Below are 23,484 nucleotides of genomic sequence, written 5' to 3'. Positions count from 1 at the left end.
GCAATACATCCTTCCCCTGTGGGAAATGTGCTCGTGTATAATTCATGACTTTCAACACTGTCTATGGCTAAATCACTCGTCATCGTCGAATCGCCCACCAAGGCAAAAACCCTATCCAAGTATCTTGGACGTAATTACCAGGTCATTGCCTCAGTCGGTCATCTCAAGGATCTGCCGAAGAGCAAACTCGGGATTGACCTTGAGCATAATTTCGATCCGCAGTACATCGTCATTCGTGGAAAAAGTAAAATTCTGAAAGAAATCAAAGCCAGCGCGAAAAAAGCCAAAGAAATTTTCCTGGCGGCTGACCCCGACCGTGAAGGCGAAGCCATTGCCTGGCATATTGCCGAGGAACTCAACGGTAACGGGCAGCAAATTCATCGGGTTCTTCTGAATGAAATCACCGAAACAGCGGTAAAACGGGCACTTAAAACACCCAGCACCATCGACATGAAAAAGGTGAATGCTCAACAAGCCCGCCGGGTATTGGACCGCCTGGTCGGTTATCTCCTCAGTCCGCTGTTATGGAAAAAAGTGCGGCGCGGCCTGAGTGCGGGGCGAGTACAATCCGTTGCGGTTCGGGTTATTTGTGAGCGGGAGGCGGAAAGAGAGGCTTTTCAACCTGAAGAGTACTGGTCCATTACCGCAACACTAGTCGGTCAGCATCCACCGCCGTTTCAAGCCAGACTCCATGAAATTGATGGGGAACGAGTCACCGTCCGAACGGCAGCGGAGACGGAGCAAATTCTTCAGGATTTAACAGGTGCCTCGTTTGCGGTTTCACACATTGATCAAAAAGAAAAACGTCGAAGTCCATCGGCCCCCTTTATCACCAGTCGACTCCAACAGGACAGTGCCAGAAAACTGCGTTTCCCCGCAAAAAAAACCATGATGCTGGCACAACGCCTTTATGAAGGCATCGAGATTGGAAAAGAGGGGCAAGTCGGACTCATCACCTATATGCGGACAGACTCCACCCGCATTGCCCCTGAGGCCTTGGACGACGTCCGTGGCTACATACAAGATACATTTGGACAGCCCTATCTTTCTGCCCAACCGAATGTGTACAAAACACAAAAGGCCGCCCAGGAAGCGCATGAAGCCATCCGGCCCACATCCACCAAACGTGACCCGGAAAGCCTTCGAGAATTATTAGAGCCTGACCTGTACAAACTTTATAAATTGATTTGGAACCGGTTCGTCGCCTCTCAAATGACACAGGGACTCGATCTCGTCACGCAAGTTGACGTCAAAGCAAAACGGTATACCTTTCGGGCAAGTGGAACCGTTGAAAAATTCGACGGCTACCGTCGGGTCTATCGAGAAGAAATCGAACAACCCACAGAAGGGATTTCTTCCAGCGAAGAGAGTATGTCGACCGCCAGCCTCACCCTGCCAGATCTTTCAGACGGGGAATCCCTGACTCTTCAGGAAGGATCGGAAGAGGGGATCATCTCCAAACAACACTTCACTCAACCTCCACCTCGATATAACGAAGCCTTGCTCATTCGAGAGATGGAAGAAAAAGGGATCGGCCGACCTTCGACCTATGCCACCATTATTTCCACCATTCAAGACCGACATTACGTGGAAAAGGAGGAAGCGCGCCTACGACCGACGGAATTAGGGAGATTGGTCAATGACCGTCTTGTGAGCCACTTTCCTGATGTGTTCGACGTGGAATTCACCGCGAGAATGGAAAATGAACTGGATAGCATCGAAGAAGGTGAAAAAGATTGGGTCACCGCGGTGAAAGATTTTTATACCCCATTCATCAAAGATCTGGAATCCGCTGAAGTGAACATGGAGGATCTCAAAGGCAAGGAAGAGCCCACGGAAGTCCCTTGCGACAAATGTGGGAAGCAGATGGTGATCAAATGGGGTCGCAATGGCCATTTCCTTGCTTGTCCGGGCTACCCTGAGTGCAAAAATACAAAAGAATTCACCAAGGATGAGGACGGAAGCGTTCAAGTCGTGGAGACAAAAGTTGAAACGACTGACGAAGTCTGTACGAAATGTGGCAGCGGGATGGTGGTCAAGAGGGGCCGATTTGGAAATTTCCTTGCCTGCTCTCAATACCCTGAATGTAAAACCACCAAACCCTTGAAGCTAGGCGTCAAATGCGCTGTAAAGGATTGCGGGGGAGACCTGGTTCAAAAGCGCACAAAAAAAGGCAAGACATTTTATTCCTGCAGCAATTATCCTACGTGCACCTTTGCGATCTGGGATCGACCCATCAATCGTCCCTGCCCACAATGCCAGGCTCCATTCTTGATCGAAAAAATCAGGAAACAAACGGGAAGCAGAATTCTCTGTCACAATGCAGAATGCGGATATGAGGAGATAGCCGCACCAACGGAGAAGAACCCGGAATCCGCTTAAGATCCGACGGCGGGCTTGATGCCTTTCTGATGCTCAAAGACTTTAATGGGCTCACCTTGGCCGTGAATAAACTCTTCGGTCACCAACACCTCTTTCACCTCCGCCTGGGACGGCAGTTCATACATCAAGTCCAACATCACCGACTCTAAGACCGCCCGAAGTCCACGTGCTCCTGTTTTTTGCAAATGGGCTTTTTTGGCAATTGCCAATAACGCTCCATCGGCAAACTTTAATTTCACCTTATCCAGAGACAATAACTTCTGATATTGCTTGATCAAGGCATTTTTGGGTTCTGTTAAAATGCGGACCAATGCCGGTTCATCCAATTGATCAAGAGCGGCGACAATCGGCAAACGACCGATAATTTCAGGAATCAATCCATATTGCAGTAAATCTTCCGGTTCCACTTTGGAGAATAAGTCACCGATTTGATGTTGACCACGTATCTGCACATCGGCCCCAAAGCCCATCCGCTTTTGGTTCAACCTCCGCTCAATGATGGAATCCAATCCCACGAACGCCCCGCCACAAATAAATAAAATATTAGTCGTATTGACTTGAATAAACTCCTGATGAGGATGCTTTCTTCCTCCTTGAGGGGGCACATTGGCTACGGTCCCTTCAATGAGTTTTAACAAGGCCTGCTGAACACCCTCGCCTGAAACATCCCTCGTAATTGAAGGGCTATCGGCCTTGCGGGTAATTTTGTCAATTTCATCAATATACACAATTCCCCGTTCTGCACGCTCAACTTCATAGTCCGCAGCCTGCAGAAGTTTTAAGATAATATTTTCAACGTCTTCACCGACATACCCGGCTTCCGTCAGCGTCGTTGCATCTGCAATCGTAAATGGGACATCCAGGTAATGGGCTAGTGTCTGGGCAAATAGAGTTTTTCCCGTTCCGGTCGGTCCGACAATGAGAATATTGCCCTTTTGAAGTTCAACATCCCCGATTTCATTTGCTGATATACGCTTATAATGATTATAAACGGCTACCGAGAGAACCTTTTTTGCCTGATCCTGTCCGATAATGTATTGATCAAGATGTTGGTGGATATCCACCGGCTTGCACAGTTTTGCCGAAATCTCCTGGCGAGACTCCTGCCAATCTTCGGAGATAATTTCATTACACAAGCCGACACATTCATCACAAATATAGACGGTCGGACCCGCAATGAGTTTTCGAACCTGATCACGGTTCTTGCCACAGAAGGAGCAACGAAGATTGGCTTCGGACTTCGCTTGTCTCGCCATAAGAAATGCCTCCTTTGCCCTTAATCCTTATTTTTTGAACCTGACTTTGTGTCGTCCTTGTGCCCTTTTTCCTGACTTCGGATGATGACCTCATCAATTAACCCGTACTCTTTGGCTTCTTCCCCCGACAAAAAATAATCCCGTTCGGTATCTTGAGAGATTCTATCCAGAGGCTGCCCTGTATGATAGGCCATAATTTCATTCAATTTTTCGCGAATTTTTAAAATCTCGCGGGCATGAATATCAATCTCCGTGGCTTGGCCCTGAAATCCTCCCATAGGTTGATGAATCATCACGCGTGCATTGGGAAGAGCAAAACGCTTCCCTTTAGTCCCTGCGGTTAATAACAAGGCTCCCATGCTTGCCGCCTGACCTAAGCAGATGGTGTTGATGGGCGACCGCACATATTGCATCGTATCATAGATCCCCATTCCGGCCGTCACACTTCCGCCAGGCGAATTGACATACAGATGAATGTCCTTTTCCGGGTCCTCGGATTCCAAGAACAATAGCTGTGCAATGACCACATTTGCGAACACATCATCAATCGGGGCTCCGATAAAGATGATCCGGTCTTTCAAAAGACGTGAGTAAATATCGTATGACCGTTCACCTCGATTCGTTTGTTCAATAACCATCGGAATGAGCATTCCCTGAGACCTCCTCGTGTTGTAAATAGGTATCAAATACAGATATCAGAACAGGTATATTCAGAAGGGTTGTACGACCCGTTACCCCTGAATGACCGCATTTTGATAGACGAACTGCAAGGCTTTTTCCGCCTTCATCCGCTCGCGGAACTCCTCCTGAGCACCCTGCCCCCCAGCCTCGACCATACGTTGAATTTCACTAACCGGAAGCTTTAAGGAGGAGGCCAGTTTTTGAATTTCGGCGTTCACTTCATCTTCCGTGACATGAAGGCCTTCCTTCTGAACGATCGCATCCAGAATCAAACTCAGCTTCACGCGCCGCTTAGCTTCCGGATGCAATTCCTGTTGGAGGCGCTTAGCCTCTTCTTGTAATCGCAAGGGCTCTTCAACGTCATCTTCACGATGGGCATGGCGGTGGTCCTTCAGCATTTTTTGTCGGATAAGCGTCTGAAGCTCCCGTTCAATCAGAACCTCGGGAATTTCAAAGTGGTGCATCTGCAACAGGCGTTCAATCACCTGATCTTTATACCCTTCTTCAAGATCCTGTTTCAGGAAATTATCCAATTGGGTGTTGATGGTGGTTTTAAGATGCTCCAGGGAATCGTAATCGCCGCAATCCTTGGCGAATTCATCATCCAGTTCCGGGAGTTTCTGCTCTTTCACCGCATCAATCGTCACCTTGAGAACCATCGTCTTTCCGGCGAGGTGAGCATCAGGATGATTGGCGGGAAAAGGTTGCGGAATATCAATCGTGTCACCGGCCTGTTTTCCGACGAGATACTCATCTAACTCCACACCAAGAATCGGCGACTTGGACCCAATGTGAAGAAGTTCCCCTTTTTTTTGAGTCCCTTCCAATGGCTGGTCCTCCACAAATCCCTCAATAGATAACACCGCATGCAATCCTTCACGAAGAGGAGTTCCTTCAGGAACCACGTCAAGCTCGGCATGTTGCTCCCGTAGGCTTTGGAGAGCCTTTTCCACCTGATCATCTGTAACCGTTCGGGCATCCCGTTTCAAGGAAATAGGATTCGGGGGTCGATAATCCCCTAATTGAATAGTGGGCTTTATTTCCACTGTCGCCGTAAAGGTAAATGGGCTATTGGACTTCACTTTCATTCGTTCCAGAGGGGGAATATCAACTAGGATAGGGACCACCCCGGCTTCCTTCACCGCTCGTTGGTAATAATCGGGCACCAACCGCTGGACCACATCTTGTTCAACAAGATCGGCATACCGTTTTTCTAATAACGCGATTGGCGCTTTCCCGGGTCGAAATCCAGGGATTTTGGCTTGACGCCTCAACTGGGCATACACCTTTTGAAATTCGCTTTTGACGGCTTCTTCGGGAACTTCAATTTTTAACGACCGTTTCACCGGCCCGAGCTCTGTCATTTCTAACTTCATAAGAGCATTCATCCTTGTAAAAGAACACAATAAAGAATATAAATGTTAAGAAATGGTGCGAGAGGGGGGACTTGAACCCCCACGGTCACCCACGAGATCCTAAGTCTCGCGCGTCTGCCAGTTCCGCCACTCTCGCCCGTAACCGTTTTCGCCTCATTCCATCGAATTTGAAAAGAGGTTCTCTTCCCTGGAATCCTCTGGGGGACAACACCTCTGCACTCTACCAAGCCTTCCTATTATAAATCGTCCATCTCCTTCAGGCCATCCTAAAATTCAGGTAGCAAAAATAGTCCTCCCTGAAGCGCCGCAACTACATTCCGACTTGATCGGGGGATATATTCGAAGATGAACCATACAACGGTCCTCCTTAACCCGATCGGAGGCTTCATCTCCCCCTCATCAAGTAATAATGTTACTCGATGAGTATGGGTCTGTTGAAAAAAGCCGCCAGCGGCGTTCTCGCCATTTTCCCGTGCTCACGTACTCAGCGTACGCTCCGCGCGTAAAAACGGCTGCGGCCTTGCTGGACGGGCTTTTTTGAACCGACCCGGAGCCTTTGATGAGTAATCTAATCCTGGGCAAATTTGCCCTTGAACATCTTTATTATTCAACACTCCCAGTATAGTTTTTATCGTGCAGAAAAACCCCCCATCAGCCAAACTATCCCCACAATTATAGAAGATTAGAACAGACCAATGACCACATGTGCAGTTATCATGGGGAGCAACCACCACCCACCTGCTTTCCCAACCTTCCTACGGATTTTACCTCTTGATCGACTTGAGTGAGTTGGGTAATGTACCACTCTATGACCTTAAAACAGCTCTATCACGATATTTACCAGAAATACCTGGATAAAAAAGATGAATATCAAGGATATGACTTTCAAGAGTCACCGGTAGGGTCCGCGACTCCTCCCTCACCCACTTTTGCGGATCGCGTCAAATGGTGGACCTGGAATCGTCCTAGTCGGCTACAAAAAATCAGGCAGGACCGGGATCAGCGCCAACAGGCCATCATCAACCTACAATCCCCTCCGCCAAGCAAAGATTAAGAACTGCGGAGCATTCCCTCGCCTCATGCAGAGTTTCTTTCAGGCCACAGTTCGGCTGTACCATCAAGCGCTACTCGCCTCGATCCAATCCTTCACACGCGCGTGGATCTTGATTCCGGTCCTCCTCGCCTTTGCCTTAGGCCTCGTGCTTGTCACCTCCCTCATCGCTCCGCTTGGAATGATCGGAGGATTTATCCTGGGTGCCCTCAATGCCCTCGTCATTGGATCCACCCTTAGCCTGACCGAACAGGCCGTCCTGGGCGCACGTCGTGTGAGTTGGCCGGATATCCTGCCAAGTATGGGGCAATATTTTTGGGAGGTTATTTCTGTTGGATTTATGGTGTGGTTTCCCTTGTTATTCCTCGAAATGGGGCTTCAGACCAATCCCTACCAACCGCTGATCAGCACTGCCGTATTTTTTTTAATTTTCGTCTTACTGAACCCAGTACCGGAAGTCATTTACCAGAGCCGGAACGGATCCGCCCTCGAGGATGTTCGGGAAAGTTATGATTTTGTCGTTGAAAATTGGATCGAATGGTTTTTGCCTGTGGCCCTCGTCTTTGGCCCATTCGGCCTGTCATTTTTCTTTGAAATGTCCAGCCAGGCGGGAAGGCGGGGGGGATTGGACTTCTGGCACCTCATCACGCTGCCTTTTTCCGTGTTATCGGAGTGGCTCTCTTTGTTAGGGATGTCCTCGGACATGAGTTTTGTCATCGTCCTCGGACTCACTCCCATTGTGACGGTTTTCATGCTCTTCTTTCGGGGTCATTTGTTTGCCGCCCTGCATCGATCTTCACGACGCCAACGAATGTTCCAATCACGAACCTCCTAACATAACATAGGGAAGGCCTGAAACGTTAAGGATTGAATGGCTGGAAACAGGATGGGCGTTCTCTCCTTATCCCTTCCTCGCCCTACTCGTAACTATTCCCTCTCCTTGCTTGTCGCCCCCAGACCCCCATGGTAAGATGGCAATCTTTCACCAAACAGATCCCCGGTGAAGAAGATAACGAAGATGGGATGAACAGATCCCCTCCAAAAGACAAACGGCTTCATCAGAGGTTCAGTCGCCACAAAGTAGATATCCATTCGCGGAGAGGTGCGAGAGTGGCCGAATCGGCGTGACTGGAAATCACGTGTGCCAGCAATGGTACCGTGGGTTCGAAACCCACCCTCTCCGCCATATTTGGTCCGCCGTGAGGATAACTGATATCCTCAAAAGATGACTTTCGCCGGTCCGGGAGGCGATGAACCATTGAGCTGCATTTAGGGGCTGGGCCCTGTGCGACAGAATCCTGCAAACCCCGCCAGGTCCGGAAGGAAGCAACGGTACGTGGGCTAGTCTGTGTGCCGCAGGATCACCTGGCCCCGACTAACTTTATTGCTGGCTCTCCGTGCATTGGTACCGGACGTCAGTCTTCGAGGGATAACGAACCGCTCTTTTCGTAATTATCGCGAATTATGGAATTCCAAGTTTCCGCCCGGAAATACCGCCCGACCAATTTTCAGGAAGTCCTGGGGCAGTCCCATGTCGTGCAAACACTCACCAATGCGATCGACCGCAAACGTGTCGCCCATGCCTATGTTTTCTCCGGCATGCGAGGAGTCGGCAAAACCACTGTCGCGCGCATCCTGGCCAAATCCCTTAACTGTGAACAGGGTCCCACCAGCCATCCCTGTGGAACCTGTCCAAGTTGTGTCGAAATCACCCGAGGCAATTCAGTGGATGTCATCGAGATTGACGGAGCATCGAATACCGGCGTGGACGATGTCCGTGAACTGCGTGAAAACGTTAAATTTGCACCGTTTCATGGCACCTACCGTGTCTACATCATCGACGAAGTCCACATGCTGTCCAACTCGGCCTTTAACGCCCTGCTTAAAACACTGGAGGAACCCCCGAGTCATTCCGTCTTTATTTTTGCGACAACTGAAGTTCATAAAATTCCTGCCACCATACTTTCACGCTGTCAGCACTTCACCTTTCGACGCATTTCCCGCTTAGAAATCATCACGCAACTTCGCCACATCGCCACTCAAACGGGTGTGACTGTGGAGGATCGAAGCTTATCGGCACTGGCTCGAGCCAGCGAAGGCAGTATGCGAGACGCGTTGAGCCTCCTGGATCAGGCCGTCTCCTTCGGTGGAGAACGCATCCAGCATGGCGATTTGGAAATGTTGATCGGGTCCGTGCCCGACGAACTCGTCCGGCTCATGATTGACGCCATCCTTGGGCACCAGGCCGCCCAGACAATGTCTCTCGTGGGGCAGTTGGTCGACCAGGGTTTTGATGTCCGGGTATATTGCCGGGAACTGTTGGAGCGATGCCGCAATCTACTGGTGGCTTGCGTGGTACCATCACGCTCACAAGTGCAAACCCTTCTTGAATTAGGAGACGAGGAGGTTGATCAGGCCATTGCGCAAGCCCAACAACTCTCCGAGCCCTATTTACAGGCCATTTTTGCCATTTTCTCCAGAACAGAGGACAGTCTTCGAGGAAGCTCCCATCCACGGTTTCTCATTGAAGCCGCCGTGGTACGCGCAGCGATGCTTGATCCTGTGACAGTCACCTGCGCCACGACTGAACAGAAGGCCAGCGCACCCCCTCAAGTATCTGTCCTCCAGGCAAAGGTATTGCCACCGGTGGCCTCGGCTCCGCCTCCCGCACAACCAGCTACAGTCCAAGCGCCTGCGGATAAACCGGTAACTCCTCCAAGCCAGCCCCGACCCAGGCCCGGTGGCGGCGCCACAACAATGTTTCCTTCCTCAACACCACCAGGTGCAGAAAAGCCGGTACCGACAAAGGCCTCATCTGCCAACAGCGAACCCTCGGTGGCCTCTCCCCAAACGGCTGCCCAGCCTTCGTCCGGTCCACCCGTCACGTTAAACTGGGAACTCGTCGTCGAACGCATGATTAATGACCATCCTAATATCGGGAGTTTCCTGGAAAAGGGGAGTGTCGTAACCATGACGGCAGACTCCGTCGTCCTCGGATATTCCAAAAAAGATTCGATTGCTCGCTGGAGAACGGACAAACCCGAAAATCGCGTGCTGATCGGTCAAATATGTGAGGAATTCGCCGGTCGGCCGGTAAAAGTCCAAGTCATTGAATTTCAAGAGGGGCAGGCTTACCCGCCGTCAACCGGAGAATTACGAGCAAAAAAAAAACTTGAGCAGGACCAGGACCTCATTGAAAACGTGAAGGCCCACCCTTTGGTGAAACAAGCATTGGAACTATTTGGGGGCACAGTCGTATCGGCAGAACGAACCCCGCAAAATGAGGAGGTACGCTAATGTCTAAAAATCCATTTTCCAATATGGGCAATCTTCTAAAGCAAGCCCAGGCCATGCAGGAAAAAATGGGAAAGATTCAAGAGGAGGCTGCCACGAAAACAGTCGAGGCTTCAGCTGGAGGCGGAATGGTGACCGTGGAAGCCAACGGAGCCATGCAATTAACCAAGCTGACCATCGATCCGGAAGTCTTGAAATCCGGTGACCATGACATGTTGCAAGACTTAATCGTCGCCGCATCCAATGAAGCCTTGCGAAAGGCGAAAGAGCTGATGGCCGAAGAAATGAAATCCCTCACCGGAGGGATGGGCATTCCCGGCATGTTCTAATTGACCAAGCGAGGTTTATTATGCTGGAAACCACTTCAACCAAACACACCAGAGCCAATGGCCAACCGCAAGGGCTGGTCGCTCGTCTCAGCCGTGAACTCGTACGATTGCCCGGCATTGGGCAAAAAACGGCTCAACGATTGGCCTTTCATCTCATGAAGACGGAAAAAGAAGAGGCGCTACGGCTGGCCGATGCTATTCGTGATGTGAAAGAAGGGGTCTCCTTCTGTACCCAATGTCGGAACATTGCCGAAGGCCCGCTCTGCGAGATTTGCCTGGACCCGAAACGGGACACCACGATCATCCTCGTCGTGGAAGAGCCCAGCACCCTGTATGCGATCGAACAAAGCCGGGCCTTTCGAGGCCTCTATCACGTGCTCTATGGGGCGCTCTCTCCACTGGACGGCATCGGGCCGGCAGATATCCGTACCCATGACCTGGAAAATCGGGTCCAGAATGGAGCATTCACGGAGGTCATCGTGGCCACCAATCCCACGATCGAAGGAGAGGCTACCGCCATTTACCTGACCAAGCGATTAAAACCCCTGGGGGTCAAGGTCTCCCGTATCGCCTATGGCATTCCGGTCGGGATGGATATCGAATATGCCGATGAGGTCACCCTGCTCAAATCCATCGAAGGCCGCCGCGATCTTGGGTAACCAGAACCACGCTACCGTTTCGCGAAAATTTTCTGTTCAATCTGTTCGAACTGCTGGGGAAAGTAGCCCAACCACACCCCAACCTGTCTGATTTCATCCCGCCATTTTTTCTCATAGGCCCCTTCAGCCAATGCAAACCGGATGAAGTCCGTCAGGATCTGACTGACTTTGTCCCCACCCACGCCATCCGCAAACAATTTGGGAATCGTCAACCCTTGCGACAAGCGTAAAAGGTTATCTTTTTCTTGGGAAGGAAGATCCAAATGACGAAGCACGGCGCGAAGCCGCTTGAACTCGGGATCATTCGCTCGTTCAATCGCGCAGACGAACAGGCCACCCAGATTATAGCGTTCCGTGAGAGAAAGCGTTTCTCCTCCAGTCTTCGTCTCGGCTGAACGGGTAGGGGATGGAACTGATCGACTAGGAGCCTTAGTGACCACTTTTTTGGCAATAGTCGAACCGGCGTTCTTTTTGGACACCGACCCCGCTTGCTTTGTGACCACAGATTTCGGATTAGAAGCCTTCCCTGAAACGGTTGTTTTCTTCGCGACAGAAATCGTCTTTTTGTGAGTTGACGGTTGTTGAGCAGCGAACTTTTTGCCTGTTGGCTTTGAAGCAGCATTCACCACGTTCTTCTTTGTGGTTCTCTTCTTCAATACAGCTTTTTTGGCAGACGCACCTTTTGAAGAGGTCGGTTTGGCTTTCGTTGCCACAGTTTTTTTAGAACTAACCGTCTTTTTACCGGATGTGAGCTTTGGGGAAGCCTTTTTCTTTTTTATAGCTGCACTGGTTTTTCTCGCCTTTTTCGTCGCAGCTTTTTTTATTTTTGTTGAAGGTTTCTTGGAAGGGGGTGTTGAAGCCACGCGACGAACAGATTTCTTTTGAGCCATGCAGAGTCCTTTCTATGAATCGATAAAGAAGAGAAAAAATTGAACCAAAGGTTGGATCAAAAAAGAAATCATAGCCTTTCCATCGGACTCCAGCAATACGTGAGGGAAGTACAGGCCGATTTAAACAATTTCCACAGGATGGATCTGTCAGTCCAACCGCAAAAACCTCTTGAACATTTAGGGAATTCCTGGGAAGCTTAAAGGCAAACCAACACGTTTCATCTACGATGGAGCATACCTTAACCATCCAGCGGTTTTCGGCCTCAAAATTCCTATGAAGGTATTTTCCCATAAAAACAAAAGGAGCCCTAGCCATTCGGGAACAGACCTGGGGGTCCACACATCCTGAGGTCGCCACGAGCCTCAACAATTTAGGAGCGCTCTATGTCAATCAAGGGGATTACGCCAAGGCGGAATCAATCCTAATGCGTGCCTTGGCCATTCGGGAACATGCCTTTGGCCCAGAACATCCCAATACAAAAACGGTGCAAAAAAAACTATGAAGGTTTACTGAAAAAGTTGAAGGGTGAGAATAATTAAAAATGGATGGAATCAACTAGAACAATCGATAATGCCTATGGGCAAGCGTATTTCTCTCCTAACCCTTTCCCACTGTGGAGAGGGAAATTCTGTGAGTTTTAAATCTGCTTTGGGACGTACCGAGACAACGGAACGGAAGGGACCAGTTGGCAGGATGATCAAAATGGCCATTCAGCGCGGCCGCAGCAAGCGAAGGGACGAGACGTACTCATGTACGTTGAGTCCCTAAGCGAAGCGAGAACAAAGCTGATGGCCATTTTCACCATCCTGTCAGGGAGAGACGCCGCTCTTCAGGACAATTTCGCATATATGATCCAACCGTTCGATATGCTCATAGGCCGACCAGGGGTCTGATGCCATGGAGCAGACTCCATGGTTGGCTTGGCCAACAATATCGTAATCGCCCGCTGGGTTGGCTTCTGTGACACCTAAGGCCTTCGCCGTCGCTTCTCCGAGTTCGGTACTGATGGCCGGAAGGGCGGGGGCGGTAGGCCCGATTCGGGTATAGCGATAAATCTCAGGAAAGTCTTTGCAAATTTTCTGTAGATCGAATCCGCGGTAGATCGCTGCCACCACATGGGTTGGATGCACATGCACGACGGCACGCGTCCGATTCATCCCTCTCGTCAAGAGATAATGCATGTGCAGCTCACCGGAAGGATTAGTTCCGGGAGCCACCAGCAACTTCCCGTCTACGAACTTAATTTTGACCATATGCTCAGGATGGACAATTGTCTTTCGCCAACCTGAGGGAGTGACATACAGGTAGACGCTCCTCGCTCGCCTCAGACTGCAATTTCCGTCACGGCTGGTGATCCACCCACGCTCATAACACCGCCGTAACACATCGCCTATGGCTGTTATCATAGATTGGTGTCTCCTTCCTTACTGTTTAGATCTTGATTTTTTCCGATAAGTGCACCATTCTGTTTTGCTTTCTCTTACCCTTTCACCGAGCACCTGTCCGCCATTAAAGACAGACTCATTTGGGCAGACAGAGAGCGCTCGCTGTTGCCAATGAGCGAGGAGACATGTTCATAAAAAGTGGGACCCGGGATGGAGCGCTCCGAAACATGGGCCGAGGCGGCTATCATGCGCTACACGCATTCCGGATTTTGTCCCCACGTCTCGGAGAACACAAATTCCCTCAATTCTTTGCGAGACCGTGGTGCCAATTCCCGTTCACGAAGCGGGACCGGGAGGGTAGATGCATCTCCCTGGTACCCGATAGCGATTCCGGTTACGGCTTCATGGCCGGCAGGAAAAGCATAGCGTTCGCGAATGGTGTGAGGAAGAATCCCGGCCATTTGATGGACCACCAGGTCCATGGCTGTGGCTTGCATGACCAGATTTCCTACGGCCAATCCGACATCATGATAGGCATGGCGGTTGACCTGTCCATTCTGATCAAAATGGAGTTTTGCGACCGTGAGCAGAAGGAGCGGAGCGCGTTTCGCCCAGATTTGATTTCCCTCCACCAGACAACTCAGAAGCTTCTGGTGGCTTTCGGGGTGCTCGCTTGTCGCAAGAATAAAGACCCAGGGCTGTTCGTTAAAACAGGAGGAAGCCCATCGTGCTGCTTCCAACAAGCTTTGGATTTTCTCTCGTTCTACCGGCTGATCAGCAAACGCTCTTGGACTCCAGCGACGACGTAATAGGTCATGAATGTGAAATTGAACGTCTGCTGGTTTTTCCATGAGTTCTCCTGATGAACTTTACGCCACTTCACTCATTGATGATTCGGCCTTATGGTAGACGCCACTGACCACATTCTTCGGGGTCCGGGATGCGCCAGGCGGGCTCCTCCACAGGGATTAATTTGAGCTTGTCCGGATGCGGACGTAATCCATATGAAAGATCAATATCAGACCCATCTGTGTGGTCTCCGCATAGACAGCAATCTGAATCATCCACATCGGCGTATAATAGTTCCATAAATTCATGATCCCAGAAATACCGATCCGTCATTGTGTCGAAATCCACTAGCCCAAACCGGTACCCCTCCAACACAGTAAAAGACACCGATTCATCATGAACCTGATCGTTGTGCCAAAGACAATAATTTTTGAGGCTTGCGTATAGTAGAAGCCAATGATAGTCGGTCAATCGATAGACCATCGATGCCTCATGGGCAACCAGCAATTCCTCAAGCGTGATGAGTGCACTATAGGGAGTAAACAGCATCCCGACGGCCGGATACTCCACTAACCAGGCATCGGTGTCATTGTGAGATGCGACACGCCGTACGGCTTGAAGTTCGTAGTCAAGCGCCTGCCTCACAAACGGCATAAACACCGCATCAGGTTGAGTCCGAAAATACAGCATTGCTCGTGTTCCAAACAGGTAAACCTTGTCTAATTATCGTGCAGGGCTTGCGTAACGAGGTCCGTAATGGCGTGCAATTGGAACGGCTTATCAATGGTGTGTTGAGCCCCTAACCGACGAGCGAGGTCCAACAAATCGAGTTTGGCTCGCTCACTTCCGCCCGACATGGCAATAATTTTTACCTGAGGAAATTCACGCCGCAAATCCAGTATGGTCTCAAGCCCCTCTTTTTCGGGCATAAGAATATCTAAAATAATGAGATCGGCAGGGTGGTTGCGATATTCCTTGATGCCTTCGACTCCGTTTGAGGCACAGTCCACAGTATATCCCTGGTTTTCTAAGGCTTGCTTCAACAGATCACAAACCTGCCGATCATCATCCACAACAAGAATATTTGCCATAACTTTGTCTCTTTCCACGCCTCACTCCTGAAGGTCATCTCCCTCTTCCCCAGGAAATGGCCATCATGGACTGTGCGGCCAATGTTGGATCTTTTATAAATAACGGTTTGGGTCAAACTGACAACATCTCGACCATTAAACATGACATCAACAATATCTGATCCGCTTCTGGGATTCATGATTATTATCCGCAATAGCCTGCCCTCAGAGGGCTATTTTATAATCCACCACAAACTCATAAAACCGTACCTTCCCCATTTATTCTTTTTGCGAGATCTTAAGACTCGGCTAGGGAGGAAGATGTTTTGTCGAGGACATGGCGAATAATCGGAACCAGATCCCGAATCGCCAAAGGCTTCATTAAATAGCCCTGAATACCCAATGCCTTCGCTCGTTCCGCAGAGATCACATGACTGAATCCTGTACACAAAATGATGGGGAGATCCGGACGAATCCGCAGAAGCTCACGGGATAGAGCCTCCCCGGTCATTCCCGGCATAGTCTGATCGGTAATCACGAGATCAAAACGATGAGGGTCTTGCCTAAATGTCCTCAGGGCTTCGATGGAACTCGTGTGCACTTCCACGGTATATCCCAGTTGGGTGAGAAGTTCCTTTCCAAGACGCACAATCGTCTCTTCATCATCCACAAATAAAACCGATTCTTTCCCAGTCGGAAAGGCTTTTTGATCATAAATAGGTTCTAAGACCTGTGTCGGAACGGTCGGGAGGTACACGTCGATCTTCGTCCCCTTGTTCACGATACTATCAACGACAATGGCTCCTTTGTGACTCGTAATGATTCCATGCACCACGGCCATCCCCATCCCCGACCCTTCGCCAATCGGCTTGGTAGTAAAGAAAGGGTCAAACAGCCGTTCGAGTACCTCAGGCGTCATGCCCGAACCGGTATCTTCCACCGTCATTCGAACATGCGAGCCAGGATGTAATCCCGAGATCGCTCCCGTGAGTTCCTCTGTCACTTCCACATCTTCCAGGGCAATGGTTAATATCCCGCCAGGTTCTCGCATAGCATATTCAGCGTTGGTGCATAAATTGATAATGATCTGATGCATTTGGGTCGGATCCGCTAGAATGGTGGCTTCTGTGTTCAATGCTTGACGGATCTCAATGGTCGTGGGAATCGTGGATCGTAAGAGTTTCAGGGCTTCCCGGACGACCATGTGGAGAGGTGTGGGCTTCTTCCCCTGACCCGCTTGACGACTAAAGGTCAAAATTTGAAGCACCAAGTGCTTGGCTCGGTGACCCGCGGTCAGCACTTCTTGTAGATTTCGTTGAGTACGGCTTTCCTTTGGCACCGTGGCCAACGCCAACTCGGTATAGCCCAAAATTGCCGTTAAAATATTATTGAAATCATGGGCGATGCCGCCTGCCAACGTCCCAATGGCTTCCATGCGGCTGGATTGTCGAAACTGGCGTTCGGATTTCGTCAGAGCCGCTTCCACACGCTTCCGTTCTGTAATATCCTCCGCCACTCCCGCAAGGCTCAGCAAGTCCCCATTAGGCTTTCGGATGGGAACCGTTTGTATTCGCACCCACCGCATGGTGTTATCCGGTCTCACAATCCGGCATTCTCCCTGCACCCCATTCACATCCGGTGCAAATTGGTGTGTGTGAAATCGTGGTTGATCCTCATGATGAATCGCATTCCATAGGCTTCGAGGATTTTCCAAAAGACTGGCACAACTCCGTCCCCAGACCGTTTCGTATTGAGGGCTGATATACCAGATCTCAGACTGGTCAGGGGAAAAGACCCAAAACACTTCTTTGATATGGTCCACAAGTTGCCGAAATCGTTCATCCCTCTCTTCCAGCGCGATCTCCAGTTCCTTTGTGTATTCCGTCAGTTGGTCACGGAACGTTTGACGGAGAGTACTCAGCAATTCTGATGGGGACCCATCCCGTTTAAGGTAGGCAACGACGCGCTCACCAATGACATCTTTAGCTGAATCCAGAGTAGCAAAGGCCGGACTCAGGATCATCTGAATCTCAGCATTCTTCGCCTTGAGAAGGGAAAGCAATGAGACTTCGGAAACATCCGGCGCCTGCACATCGACCAATGCGACCGCAAAGCTTTCGCATTTCGCAAATACCGAAGCTTCCGCGGCCGTCCTGGCCCCTACCACCTCATAACCTTCTTCCCCTAGAACATTGACGAGCGCTTCCAATTGGTCAGGACGGTCTTGCACAATGAGGATTCGCAACCATTCCCTTCGCATCGCCATATATCCCTCCATGATGTCTACCGTCCAGAACTGTGTGTGTGACCCTCGGAAGTTATTCGAAGATGTATTTGGAGCTTTCTGCCTTAGAGGTGTGTGAAGCTAGACTTTCCACGGCAGGGTCTACTTGGATTTCCATCTCTACTCCGGTTACTCCAGCGCATCGTACCTCAGCATCGGCGACACAGGATGTTGTTTTCGCTCAGGGGATTGATCGCGGCTCATGGCCATCCGGAAATCAACCCCAATATCTCCCAATCATCCGGCCCCATCATAACAATCCCGGCATTAATGGTCACGCTTCTCCGCATCAACAAAAAGGGAGAGAGGATACCGGGAAAAGATTATCGGGAAGGGGTCCACTGGCTATCCCAATCGCTCCCCCTGTAATTTCGGAAAAACGGTGCATCACGATCCGATGCACCAAGACGTCACCATACAGTCGAAATTACTTAATAGGAGAGGATACGTATCAACAGTTGGCCATTCAGGGAGTGAGGCAAACCACCTAGAGACAAAAGGGAGCGTGAGCAGACATTTTCCTAAAATAATAAGCAATGGGAAAAAACGTGCAGGAAATTTAATGAAGGGTTACTTTGGTACCTTCAAGACTCATGGGATTATGCCACCTATCTTTCTCCAGCCAAGATCGGCTCCTTCGAAGGACCGGCCTTGACCGCGAAGGCAATTTCCTCTTGAATCCCTTCGGCCATTTTGCGTCGATTGTCCGCATCGCGAATAGGTCGCCCAACGACCAAATAATCGGCCCCGGCTCGAATGGCTTCAAATGGAGTTAACGAACGTTGATGTTCATGGGTGTCCTGTCCGGCAGGTCTCACACCTGGAGAGACAATGAGCGCCTTTCGACCAAACCGTTCTCTAAGAATTCCTACATATTTTCCTGAGGCGATCAGACCATCGCACCCTTGGGCCATCGCCATATCGGCTCGCCATAAGACGTAGTCATCCACAGAATGAAAACGTGCGGGCTCTCCTGGTTGCGCACTCAACATCCCCAGATCTTGAAGATCCTTCTCCCCCCAACTCGAAAGGAGCGGAACGGTCAGAATTTTCAATGGCCGCTCCCCCCTGCCACGCACTGCTGCTTTGGCTGTGGCATGATTTCCCAATATGGTCAGAAAATCAACATCAAGATCAGCCGCCAGATTCACGGCTCGGCGTACGGTTTCATCGATATCATTCATCTTCAGATCTAAAAAAACCCGGCAATTTTGTGCACGTAATTCCTTGATAAAATCCGCATTAACTGCCAGAAATAATTCCAGACCGATTTTATAGAACCAGGCGACACCCTCTAAATCTTTCACATATTGACGGGCCTCCTCTAAGGAGGAAACATCAAGTGCGACAATTAACCGTTCCTGTATGGGGATAACCATGTTCATTCTCAATTCACCATATATACCAGCGGTTCAACATTCATGGGAATGAGCGGATGAGAAATCTATAGACAGCTTGAGGAAAGTGGGCCGCGGGCATTATCCCAGACCTTCATACCAGTATAGCCACACACCCAATTTCCGCATGAACATGCCATAATTCTTGTTTATCAACAGTGGAGAGTGCCATAACCAATGGGTGAACTCAAGCCACACCACATTGAGGCCAAACCTGCCCTTGATGACTCATGGATCCGAACCCATTCGCCGAAAATCCCTGGACCTTCATAGGTTTCCTGGATCCACTTCCATACACACCCTACCCCACAGGATACGTATCGCACTTTTTATGGTTCTGTCATACATGGCAAAAGTGCCGATTTTGGTTTCGAAGGCGAATGAGATCAGTGCTCTTCACAATTTTACGTCTGGTAGAGCCAGATTATTGAGGCTTAGAAATAACTAGTTGATCTATTAAAGGAAACAGTGTGAAAAATTAGGGCGAATTCGCCTGCACACTTGTCGGTGAGTTCCATCTCGTCGAGTATAAAGGCCAAGGTTGTGTATCCATTTGGATAATTGGATGTATCCAAACAGATATCAAAATTTCCTTTTTTTCATATAAGTAAAGTCAATAACACAGGGGCTTTCCCTTAAATAATTTTCACAAAATCATACCTTTTCCAAAGGCTTATCTCCTGACCGATACAACGTATGCCGTAATTGGTACGTAGATTGCGTGTTCAATCATTATAAGCCCACTCTCAGGAACATCCGCATTGAGGGGCAGTTACCCCAGACATGAGGTCAAACCATGGGACACACATCCCCGATACCATCCTCTTCCTCTTCCCCCATTCTCGTCGTCGACGATGAACAGGATATTGTCCTGACTTTACGAGATCTTTTGGAAGCCGACGGGCATAACATTAATGTGGCTTCAACAGGCGGGACCGCATTGGAATGCATAAAACTTCACTCACCTAGTGTGGTAATCCTTGACGTCAAACTCCCAGACATGGATGGGTTACTCGTTCTAGAGAAGATGACAAAAGCGGTGCCAGGTCTTCCCATCATTATTTTGTCGAGTTACACCACTCTCGATGATGTGACCGGCCCCCTTGAAGAACAGGGCGCCTTTGCCTATCTCCATAAACCCATCAACCGTTCTGAAATTAGAACCACGGTGCGTCAAGCTCTCAAGGCTTATGCCCTGGCAAAAAAAATGGAACGCGCCCGTCACGCCTTATATGAAAGCGAAATCCGCTTCCAAGCCGTCTTTCAGGCAGCCACTGATGCCATTGTATTAGCCGATCACACCGGCCGCATCATGTCCTGGAATAAGGCTGCTGAATCGATGTTTGAATACACCGCCGAGGAAATGTTCGGAAAACCACTGACACTGATCATGCCCAGTCGCTACCGGGAAGCTCATACCAAAGGCATGAACCGGTTACAAACAACAGGCGAATCTCACGTCATCGGGAAAACGATCACACTCCATGGATTAAGAAAAAGCGGGCAGGAATTCCCCATCGAACTCTCTTTGAATTCCTGGATGACAGGGACACATCCTTCCTATTCCGGATTTATTCGGGACCTCTCGTTTCGAGAATCAAAAAAGGAAAGGCCTTTGGAGTTTCAGAACGTATGAGCCCCTGGACATGGCTCTCTGTTTTGAGCGGTGAGGTAAAGAGAATCGGTTGCACAAGCATGAGCTGAAGAAGAGCAATCCCAAACGGGTTGTAGGATTCGGTGCGAACATTGAATGCTTTCTGCCGTGAAATCCTTCCAACATGATGCGGGTTCTTAGTGGGGAAAATCCGATGGAGATTCGAATCTAGTCGTACCTCACCATTCCCAATGTGACTCCGTCGGTTCACCTGTTCATGCGCATGTTATCCCATTTCGGAAACACACGTATTTTTGATCGTTGATTTTCCTTCCATTCAGGTTCACTGAAAAACTGTTTGAGCCTACACATTCCCATCGCAAATTTTTTATATAATCGAAAAAATAAAATTCAGTCGGATTTTAATGTAGCAAGGGCTGGCTCAAGCCTTGGTAAATCATCATTTAAAAATCTTAGATCGGTTGAAAATATGTCGTACTTGTTTAACTCAGGAATTGGAACGAACCGTATATTTTTGATCTCGGGGGATCTGGGGCGTATGTGCCCGGAATTCAGTTTCGCACGGAAAATTGCGAAACCGTCCTGTGGAGCACAGCGGAAGTAAAAGTGCAATCGATAGGGGCCGGGTTCTTCAGGAAGATAGGGAATAGCATCAATTCTAAGGAGACTATTCACCCTGATGGCGATACCGAGTTCTTCGGACATTTCCTTGCAAAGAGCTGCCTGTATAACATCGTCAGGCGATGAAGTGTTGCTTGGCCTGGTCGGATCTCCGGGGGTCGATTCGAGAGACCCACCAGGAAGACCCCATGCGCCTTTAGGCCGATAACTGTGTTCAACCAGGAGCACCTCCGGAGGGGATGAACTTTCGTCGACCATGACGGCTATTGCCCCTACAACCCAGCTTTTGGCGAGCAATCCTTTAAAAAATCCTGCCACCCGTGGAGGAAACAGCCTCCAAATATAAAGGGCAAAACGATGAAGGTGGGGGTGATGCTCAATAAACCGTGTTAACCATGCGAACATATCTCTTTACGTTATCTATGAACAGCCAAGCCGGCAAGGGGATTTTGCCAATGCCTCAAAAATTCCGTTGCAATTATTTTGAGGAGCTTTTCCTTTTATCATTATGCCCATAGGCTTAGATTAACAATATCCAACAATTTTCGACAGAACCCAGAAACCTGGCCCAGTGAGGCAGACAAGCCAACAAGGGAAACACAAAAATGAAGTGAAGGGTTTGAAAGGAAAGAGAATGAAGGCTGGCTGGGGCTAGTGGACGATTTTAGAACTTTTCGGCTTGGGAGACCTACCCCAGAATTCTTTGCATTCCGAGTTGCTTAGTACAAAATTTCATTAAATTCCAGGATACCCCAGTTGGATATTGTCAACTTAAAAAAAAATTAAACGCTCAGCAGACAGTTCACCGGGCTATAACCCAATGATTTGTCAGGGATCAGATTCCTGGCTCTACGCATGGATTGATCCCCATTCGGCTTAATTTGACAATACCATTTTTAGTTTAAATTCCGGTAGACTTTAACTTGTCTATTCGTGCAGTACACCACCATTTCAAAGCTTTTTTCTCCTATGCTATCCGTCCACTTTTCCAGGCAATTTGCCAGAATCGTATATTCTTGCGTTCCTTGTGGGTATCGAGTTCCAAATTCTTGTATTGATTCAAGACCACGATATTCTTTCTCCAGACAATACTCCTGCCCCCCATAAGCGTCTCCCCACTTCGCTTCACACAATTGTTTGATCACGGTGTCAGGGTCCTGACCGTCCGACGCATGGACAGTGACCGGCAAAGCTACCAAAACCGTAATTATGAATAATAGCTTTTTCCACATACCACACCTCCTTTTCCTGGAAAAAAATACTATCGGTCACAGTATGATGCAAATTTAGTGCCCTAGAAACGGTGGTTTTTGTTTGCAAGTGAAGAAAACCTGAAGGAATTTTGGTTGGGCTATGTAATAGGAATTTGAAATTTGACCTGACTGACTGCGGTACTACGATTAACGCTGCCCTCCTCCTCCTTCAATGCCTTCTATCCCGGCGACTTTTAATGCGAATTTTCCTCCTGCATCTGACCTGAAATCAGCGTAACCGCAATATCAAAGTCCACCATCATATACACAATGCTTCTATTAACCATGCCGTAATGTGTTCCGTTTGGTCGTCGCACTGTGCATTACGCGAGGATTAACCATGTCGGTATCTACTTCAGGTTTCTTTAACCTGGTAGCGTCTCGTGCTTTTTTAACACCATTGTCTTGTGCTTTTTTTAACACCATCCATGATTGGAGTCAGAGTTGTTTGAATGAATTCTTCTATGTCCATTCACCAGGCCATACCCGCCTTAACGAGTTCCTGACTCAGGTTTCGGCTATCCTCTAACACCACATCACATCCATTTGCCGGTATCCATGAAAGCCAAACTGGATGTCATGAAAGCCCAAGGCTACTCGGTTTCGGGATTTGTCCGGGCATTACTAGAGAAAGAGTTTGCTAGACCACAAAAGAAAGGAATCTGAATCATGAGAACACGACGCGAACAAGTGTTGTACGCCGTAGCTTGTGACTGTCAAACGTGCCGGGAGAAAGCTGGACAAGGTTTCGAGATATTAGGGTTTTTGTATGGATCTCCAGCCAAGGCCCAAGACGATCTGAAAAAATATGAAGCTATCGGTCACTCTTCCTGTTTTACCGTGGAAGAAAGGACCAAACCGTTTAAGCCGAGCACGGAAGCTCGAAGACCACAGAAACTCCAACGAAGAAAGGCGGCGTAGAAAAAAAAAGGGAAGGAAGGAATCGAAGTTGCTCAGACAGTCTACACAGAGTCTACATTCAACTTTTTTGATTTTTAAAAACTCTGTAAGCTATTGATTTGGCTGGCTGGGGGACCAGGAATCGAACCTGGGTTCTAAGATCCAAAATCTTATGTCTTGCCCCTAGACGATCCCCCAACCGAACAGGCACTTTAAGACTTACGGGTCTAAAGCGTCAAGATCTTTCAAGG

Annotated in this window: 23 protein-coding genes, 3 tRNA genes and 1 other RNA gene; 13 read left to right on the top strand and 14 right to left on the bottom strand. The window is 49.1% G+C overall.

Annotation, left to right across the window (positions count from 1 at the left end; all coding sequences use genetic code 11):
- Positions 1 to 63 precede the first annotated feature (63 nt).
- Positions 64 to 2,382, top strand: coding sequence for a type I DNA topoisomerase (gene topA, locus PQG83_RS16075; RefSeq protein ID WP_312743159.1), 2,319 nt, complete (start codon positions 64 to 66; stop codon positions 2,380 to 2,382).
- On the opposite strand, the gene clpX is transcribed toward topA, so the two are convergent.
- From clpX to PQG83_RS16055, 4 genes are all read right to left on the bottom strand, one after another.
- On the bottom strand, positions 2,379 to 3,638 hold the full coding sequence (clpX, locus tag PQG83_RS16070) for an ATP-dependent Clp protease ATP-binding subunit ClpX (protein ID WP_312743156.1): 1,260 nt from the start codon (positions 3,636 to 3,638) through the stop codon (positions 2,379 to 2,381). The genes topA and clpX overlap by 4 nt on opposite strands.
- A 20-nt stretch (positions 3,639 to 3,658) precedes the next feature.
- Positions 3,659 to 4,288: an ATP-dependent Clp endopeptidase proteolytic subunit ClpP gene (gene clpP / locus PQG83_RS16065; RefSeq protein WP_312743153.1), complete on the bottom strand. Its 630-nt coding sequence runs from the start codon at positions 4,286 to 4,288 to the stop codon at positions 3,659 to 3,661.
- Between the two features lie 81 nt (positions 4,289 to 4,369).
- On the bottom strand, positions 4,370 to 5,695 hold the full coding sequence (tig, locus tag PQG83_RS16060; RefSeq protein ID WP_312743150.1) for a trigger factor: 1,326 nt from the start codon (positions 5,693 to 5,695) through the stop codon (positions 4,370 to 4,372).
- Positions 5,696 to 5,748: 53 nt separating this feature from the next.
- A tRNA-Leu gene (locus tag PQG83_RS16055) sits at positions 5,749 to 5,831 on the bottom strand.
- Between the two features lie 672 nt (positions 5,832 to 6,503).
- On the opposite strand from PQG83_RS16055, the gene PQG83_RS16050 reads away from it, so the two are divergent.
- The 7 genes from PQG83_RS16050 to recR all read left to right on the top strand — a co-directional run bounded on the left by PQG83_RS16050 (position 6,504) and on the right by recR (position 11,028).
- Positions 6,504 to 6,749, top strand: a complete 246-nt coding sequence (locus PQG83_RS16050; protein ID WP_312743147.1) for a hypothetical protein — start codon at positions 6,504 to 6,506, stop codon at positions 6,747 to 6,749.
- 25 nt (positions 6,750 to 6,774) lie between these two features.
- A complete protein-coding gene (locus tag PQG83_RS16045) occupies positions 6,775 to 7,581 on the top strand; it encodes a hypothetical protein (RefSeq protein ID WP_312743144.1) in 807 nt (268 codons plus the stop codon).
- A 261-nt stretch (positions 7,582 to 7,842) separates the two neighbouring features.
- Positions 7,843 to 7,932 (top strand) — tRNA-Ser (locus tag PQG83_RS16040).
- Positions 7,933 to 8,020: 88 nt separating this feature from the next.
- Positions 8,021 to 8,120: signal recognition particle sRNA small type (gene ffs / locus PQG83_RS16035), an RNA gene on the top strand.
- Between the two features lie 90 nt (positions 8,121 to 8,210).
- Positions 8,211 to 10,043 (top strand): DNA polymerase III subunit gamma/tau, encoded by a 1,833-nt coding sequence (gene dnaX, locus PQG83_RS16030; RefSeq protein ID WP_312743141.1) that lies wholly within the window; start codon positions 8,211 to 8,213, stop codon positions 10,041 to 10,043.
- On the top strand, positions 10,043 to 10,369 hold the full coding sequence (locus tag PQG83_RS16025) for a YbaB/EbfC family nucleoid-associated protein (RefSeq protein WP_312743138.1): 327 nt from the start codon (positions 10,043 to 10,045) through the stop codon (positions 10,367 to 10,369). Before dnaX ends, PQG83_RS16025 begins: the two co-directional genes overlap by 1 nt.
- A 20-nt stretch (positions 10,370 to 10,389) precedes the next feature.
- A complete protein-coding gene (gene recR / locus PQG83_RS16020) occupies positions 10,390 to 11,028 on the top strand; it encodes a recombination mediator RecR (protein ID WP_312743135.1) in 639 nt (212 codons plus the stop codon).
- 11 nt (positions 11,029 to 11,039) lie between these two features.
- Here recR and PQG83_RS16015 read toward each other — a convergent pair whose 3' ends face one another.
- Positions 11,040 to 11,507, bottom strand: a complete 468-nt coding sequence (locus PQG83_RS16015; RefSeq protein ID WP_312743132.1) for a hypothetical protein — start codon at positions 11,505 to 11,507, stop codon at positions 11,040 to 11,042.
- Positions 11,508 to 11,625: 118 nt separating this feature from the next.
- Between PQG83_RS16015 and PQG83_RS16010 the strand changes: the two genes are divergently transcribed.
- Positions 11,626 to 11,913: a hypothetical protein gene (locus tag PQG83_RS16010; RefSeq protein WP_312743129.1), complete on the top strand. Its 288-nt coding sequence runs from the start codon at positions 11,626 to 11,628 to the stop codon at positions 11,911 to 11,913.
- A gap of 295 nt (positions 11,914 to 12,208) precedes the next feature.
- The gene (locus PQG83_RS21050) at positions 12,209 to 12,421 is read left to right on the top strand and encodes a tetratricopeptide repeat protein (protein WP_376753603.1); all 213 of its coding nucleotides are present in this window, start codon (positions 12,209 to 12,211) and stop codon (positions 12,419 to 12,421) included.
- A 307-nt stretch (positions 12,422 to 12,728) separates the two neighbouring features.
- Here the strand turns inward: PQG83_RS21050 and PQG83_RS16005 are convergent, their stop codons facing one another.
- The 5 genes from PQG83_RS16005 to PQG83_RS15985 form a co-directional block, all read right to left on the bottom strand.
- On the bottom strand, positions 12,729 to 13,325 hold the full coding sequence (locus tag PQG83_RS16005) for a class II aldolase/adducin family protein (protein WP_312743127.1): 597 nt from the start codon (positions 13,323 to 13,325) through the stop codon (positions 12,729 to 12,731).
- 230 nt (positions 13,326 to 13,555) lie between these two features.
- Entirely contained in the window at positions 13,556 to 14,155 is a 600-nt protein-coding gene (locus tag PQG83_RS16000) for a nitroreductase family protein (protein ID WP_312743125.1), read from the bottom strand.
- 49 nt (positions 14,156 to 14,204) lie between these two features.
- The gene (locus tag PQG83_RS15995) at positions 14,205 to 14,783 is read right to left on the bottom strand and encodes a hypothetical protein (protein WP_312743122.1); all 579 of its coding nucleotides are present in this window, start codon (positions 14,781 to 14,783) and stop codon (positions 14,205 to 14,207) included.
- 29 nt (positions 14,784 to 14,812) lie between these two features.
- Positions 14,813 to 15,184, bottom strand: a complete 372-nt coding sequence (locus tag PQG83_RS15990) for a response regulator (RefSeq protein WP_312743119.1) — start codon at positions 15,182 to 15,184, stop codon at positions 14,813 to 14,815.
- A gap of 277 nt (positions 15,185 to 15,461) precedes the next feature.
- Entirely contained in the window at positions 15,462 to 17,429 is a 1,968-nt protein-coding gene (locus PQG83_RS15985; RefSeq protein ID WP_312743117.1) for a hybrid sensor histidine kinase/response regulator, read from the bottom strand.
- A 93-nt stretch (positions 17,430 to 17,522) separates the two neighbouring features.
- On the opposite strand from PQG83_RS15985, the gene PQG83_RS15980 reads away from it, so the two are divergent.
- Positions 17,523 to 17,816 (top strand): hypothetical protein, encoded by a 294-nt coding sequence (locus PQG83_RS15980; protein ID WP_312743115.1) that lies wholly within the window; start codon positions 17,523 to 17,525, stop codon positions 17,814 to 17,816.
- A gap of 239 nt (positions 17,817 to 18,055) precedes the next feature.
- Here the strand turns inward: PQG83_RS15980 and pyrF are convergent, their stop codons facing one another.
- Positions 18,056 to 18,832 (bottom strand): orotidine-5'-phosphate decarboxylase, encoded by a 777-nt coding sequence (pyrF, locus tag PQG83_RS15975; RefSeq protein WP_312743113.1) that lies wholly within the window; start codon positions 18,830 to 18,832, stop codon positions 18,056 to 18,058.
- An 808-nt stretch (positions 18,833 to 19,640) separates the two neighbouring features.
- On the opposite strand from pyrF, the gene PQG83_RS15970 reads away from it, so the two are divergent.
- Positions 19,641 to 20,480, top strand: a complete 840-nt coding sequence (locus PQG83_RS15970) for a response regulator (RefSeq protein ID WP_312743110.1) — start codon at positions 19,641 to 19,643, stop codon at positions 20,478 to 20,480.
- 369 nt (positions 20,481 to 20,849) lie between these two features.
- Here the strand turns inward: PQG83_RS15970 and PQG83_RS15965 are convergent, their stop codons facing one another.
- Together PQG83_RS15965 and PQG83_RS15960 are read right to left on the bottom strand one after the other, a co-directional pair.
- Positions 20,850 to 21,485: an NUDIX domain-containing protein gene (locus tag PQG83_RS15965; RefSeq protein WP_312743107.1), complete on the bottom strand. Its 636-nt coding sequence runs from the start codon at positions 21,483 to 21,485 to the stop codon at positions 20,850 to 20,852.
- A gap of 491 nt (positions 21,486 to 21,976) precedes the next feature.
- A complete protein-coding gene (locus PQG83_RS15960; RefSeq protein WP_312743104.1) occupies positions 21,977 to 22,312 on the bottom strand; it encodes a hypothetical protein in 336 nt (111 codons plus the stop codon).
- Positions 22,313 to 23,002: 690 nt separating this feature from the next.
- Between PQG83_RS15960 and PQG83_RS15955 the strand changes: the two genes are divergently transcribed.
- Positions 23,003 to 23,254: a hypothetical protein gene (locus PQG83_RS15955; RefSeq protein ID WP_312743101.1), complete on the top strand. Its 252-nt coding sequence runs from the start codon at positions 23,003 to 23,005 to the stop codon at positions 23,252 to 23,254.
- Between the two features lie 103 nt (positions 23,255 to 23,357).
- Here PQG83_RS15955 and PQG83_RS15950 read toward each other — a convergent pair.
- Positions 23,358 to 23,431: transfer RNA gene (locus tag PQG83_RS15950), tRNA-Gln, on the bottom strand.
- Positions 23,432 to 23,484: the final 53 nt, after the last annotated feature.

The sequence above is a fragment of the Candidatus Nitrospira neomarina genome, assembly GCF_032051675.1.
Lineage (GTDB): Bacteria > Nitrospirota > Nitrospiria > Nitrospirales > UBA8639 > Nitrospira_E > Nitrospira_E neomarina.
The sequence above is the reverse complement of the archived record's forward strand: the minus strand, read 5'-3'. Positions and strand labels throughout refer to the sequence as shown.

Coding starts and splice junctions, on each gene's coding strand:
- topA (WP_312743159.1), top strand. CDS start 64: ATGGCTAAATCACTCGTCATCGTCGAATCGCCCACCAAGGCAAAAACC.
- clpX (WP_312743156.1), bottom strand. CDS start 3,638: ATGGCGAGACAAGCGAAGTCCGAAGCCAATCTTCGTTGCTCCTTCTGT.
- clpP (WP_312743153.1), bottom strand. CDS start 4,288: ATGCTCATTCCGATGGTTATTGAACAAACGAATCGAGGTGAACGGTCA.
- tig (WP_312743150.1), bottom strand. CDS start 5,695: ATGAAGTTAGAAATGACAGAGCTCGGGCCGGTGAAACGGTCGTTAAAA.
- PQG83_RS16050 (WP_312743147.1), top strand. CDS start 6,504: ATGACCTTAAAACAGCTCTATCACGATATTTACCAGAAATACCTGGAT.
- PQG83_RS16045 (WP_312743144.1), top strand. CDS start 6,775: ATGCAGAGTTTCTTTCAGGCCACAGTTCGGCTGTACCATCAAGCGCTA.
- dnaX (WP_312743141.1), top strand. CDS start 8,211: ATGGAATTCCAAGTTTCCGCCCGGAAATACCGCCCGACCAATTTTCAG.
- PQG83_RS16025 (WP_312743138.1), top strand. CDS start 10,043: ATGTCTAAAAATCCATTTTCCAATATGGGCAATCTTCTAAAGCAAGCC.
- recR (WP_312743135.1), top strand. CDS start 10,390: ATGCTGGAAACCACTTCAACCAAACACACCAGAGCCAATGGCCAACCG.
- PQG83_RS16005 (WP_312743127.1), bottom strand. CDS start 13,325: ATGATAACAGCCATAGGCGATGTGTTACGGCGGTGTTATGAGCGTGGG.
- PQG83_RS16000 (WP_312743125.1), bottom strand. CDS start 14,155: ATGGAAAAACCAGCAGACGTTCAATTTCACATTCATGACCTATTACGT.
- PQG83_RS15995 (WP_312743122.1), bottom strand. CDS start 14,783: ATGCTGTATTTTCGGACTCAACCTGATGCGGTGTTTATGCCGTTTGTG.
- PQG83_RS15990 (WP_312743119.1), bottom strand. CDS start 15,184: ATGGCAAATATTCTTGTTGTGGATGATGATCGGCAGGTTTGTGATCTG.
- PQG83_RS15985 (WP_312743117.1), bottom strand. CDS start 17,429: ATGGCGATGCGAAGGGAATGGTTGCGAATCCTCATTGTGCAAGACCGT.
- pyrF (WP_312743113.1), bottom strand. CDS start 18,832: ATGAACATGGTTATCCCCATACAGGAACGGTTAATTGTCGCACTTGAT.
- PQG83_RS15970 (WP_312743110.1), top strand. CDS start 19,641: ATGGGACACACATCCCCGATACCATCCTCTTCCTCTTCCCCCATTCTC.
- PQG83_RS15965 (WP_312743107.1), bottom strand. CDS start 21,485: ATGTTCGCATGGTTAACACGGTTTATTGAGCATCACCCCCACCTTCAT.
- PQG83_RS15960 (WP_312743104.1), bottom strand. CDS start 22,312: ATGTGGAAAAAGCTATTATTCATAATTACGGTTTTGGTAGCTTTGCCG.
- PQG83_RS15955 (WP_312743101.1), top strand. CDS start 23,003: ATGAGAACACGACGCGAACAAGTGTTGTACGCCGTAGCTTGTGACTGT.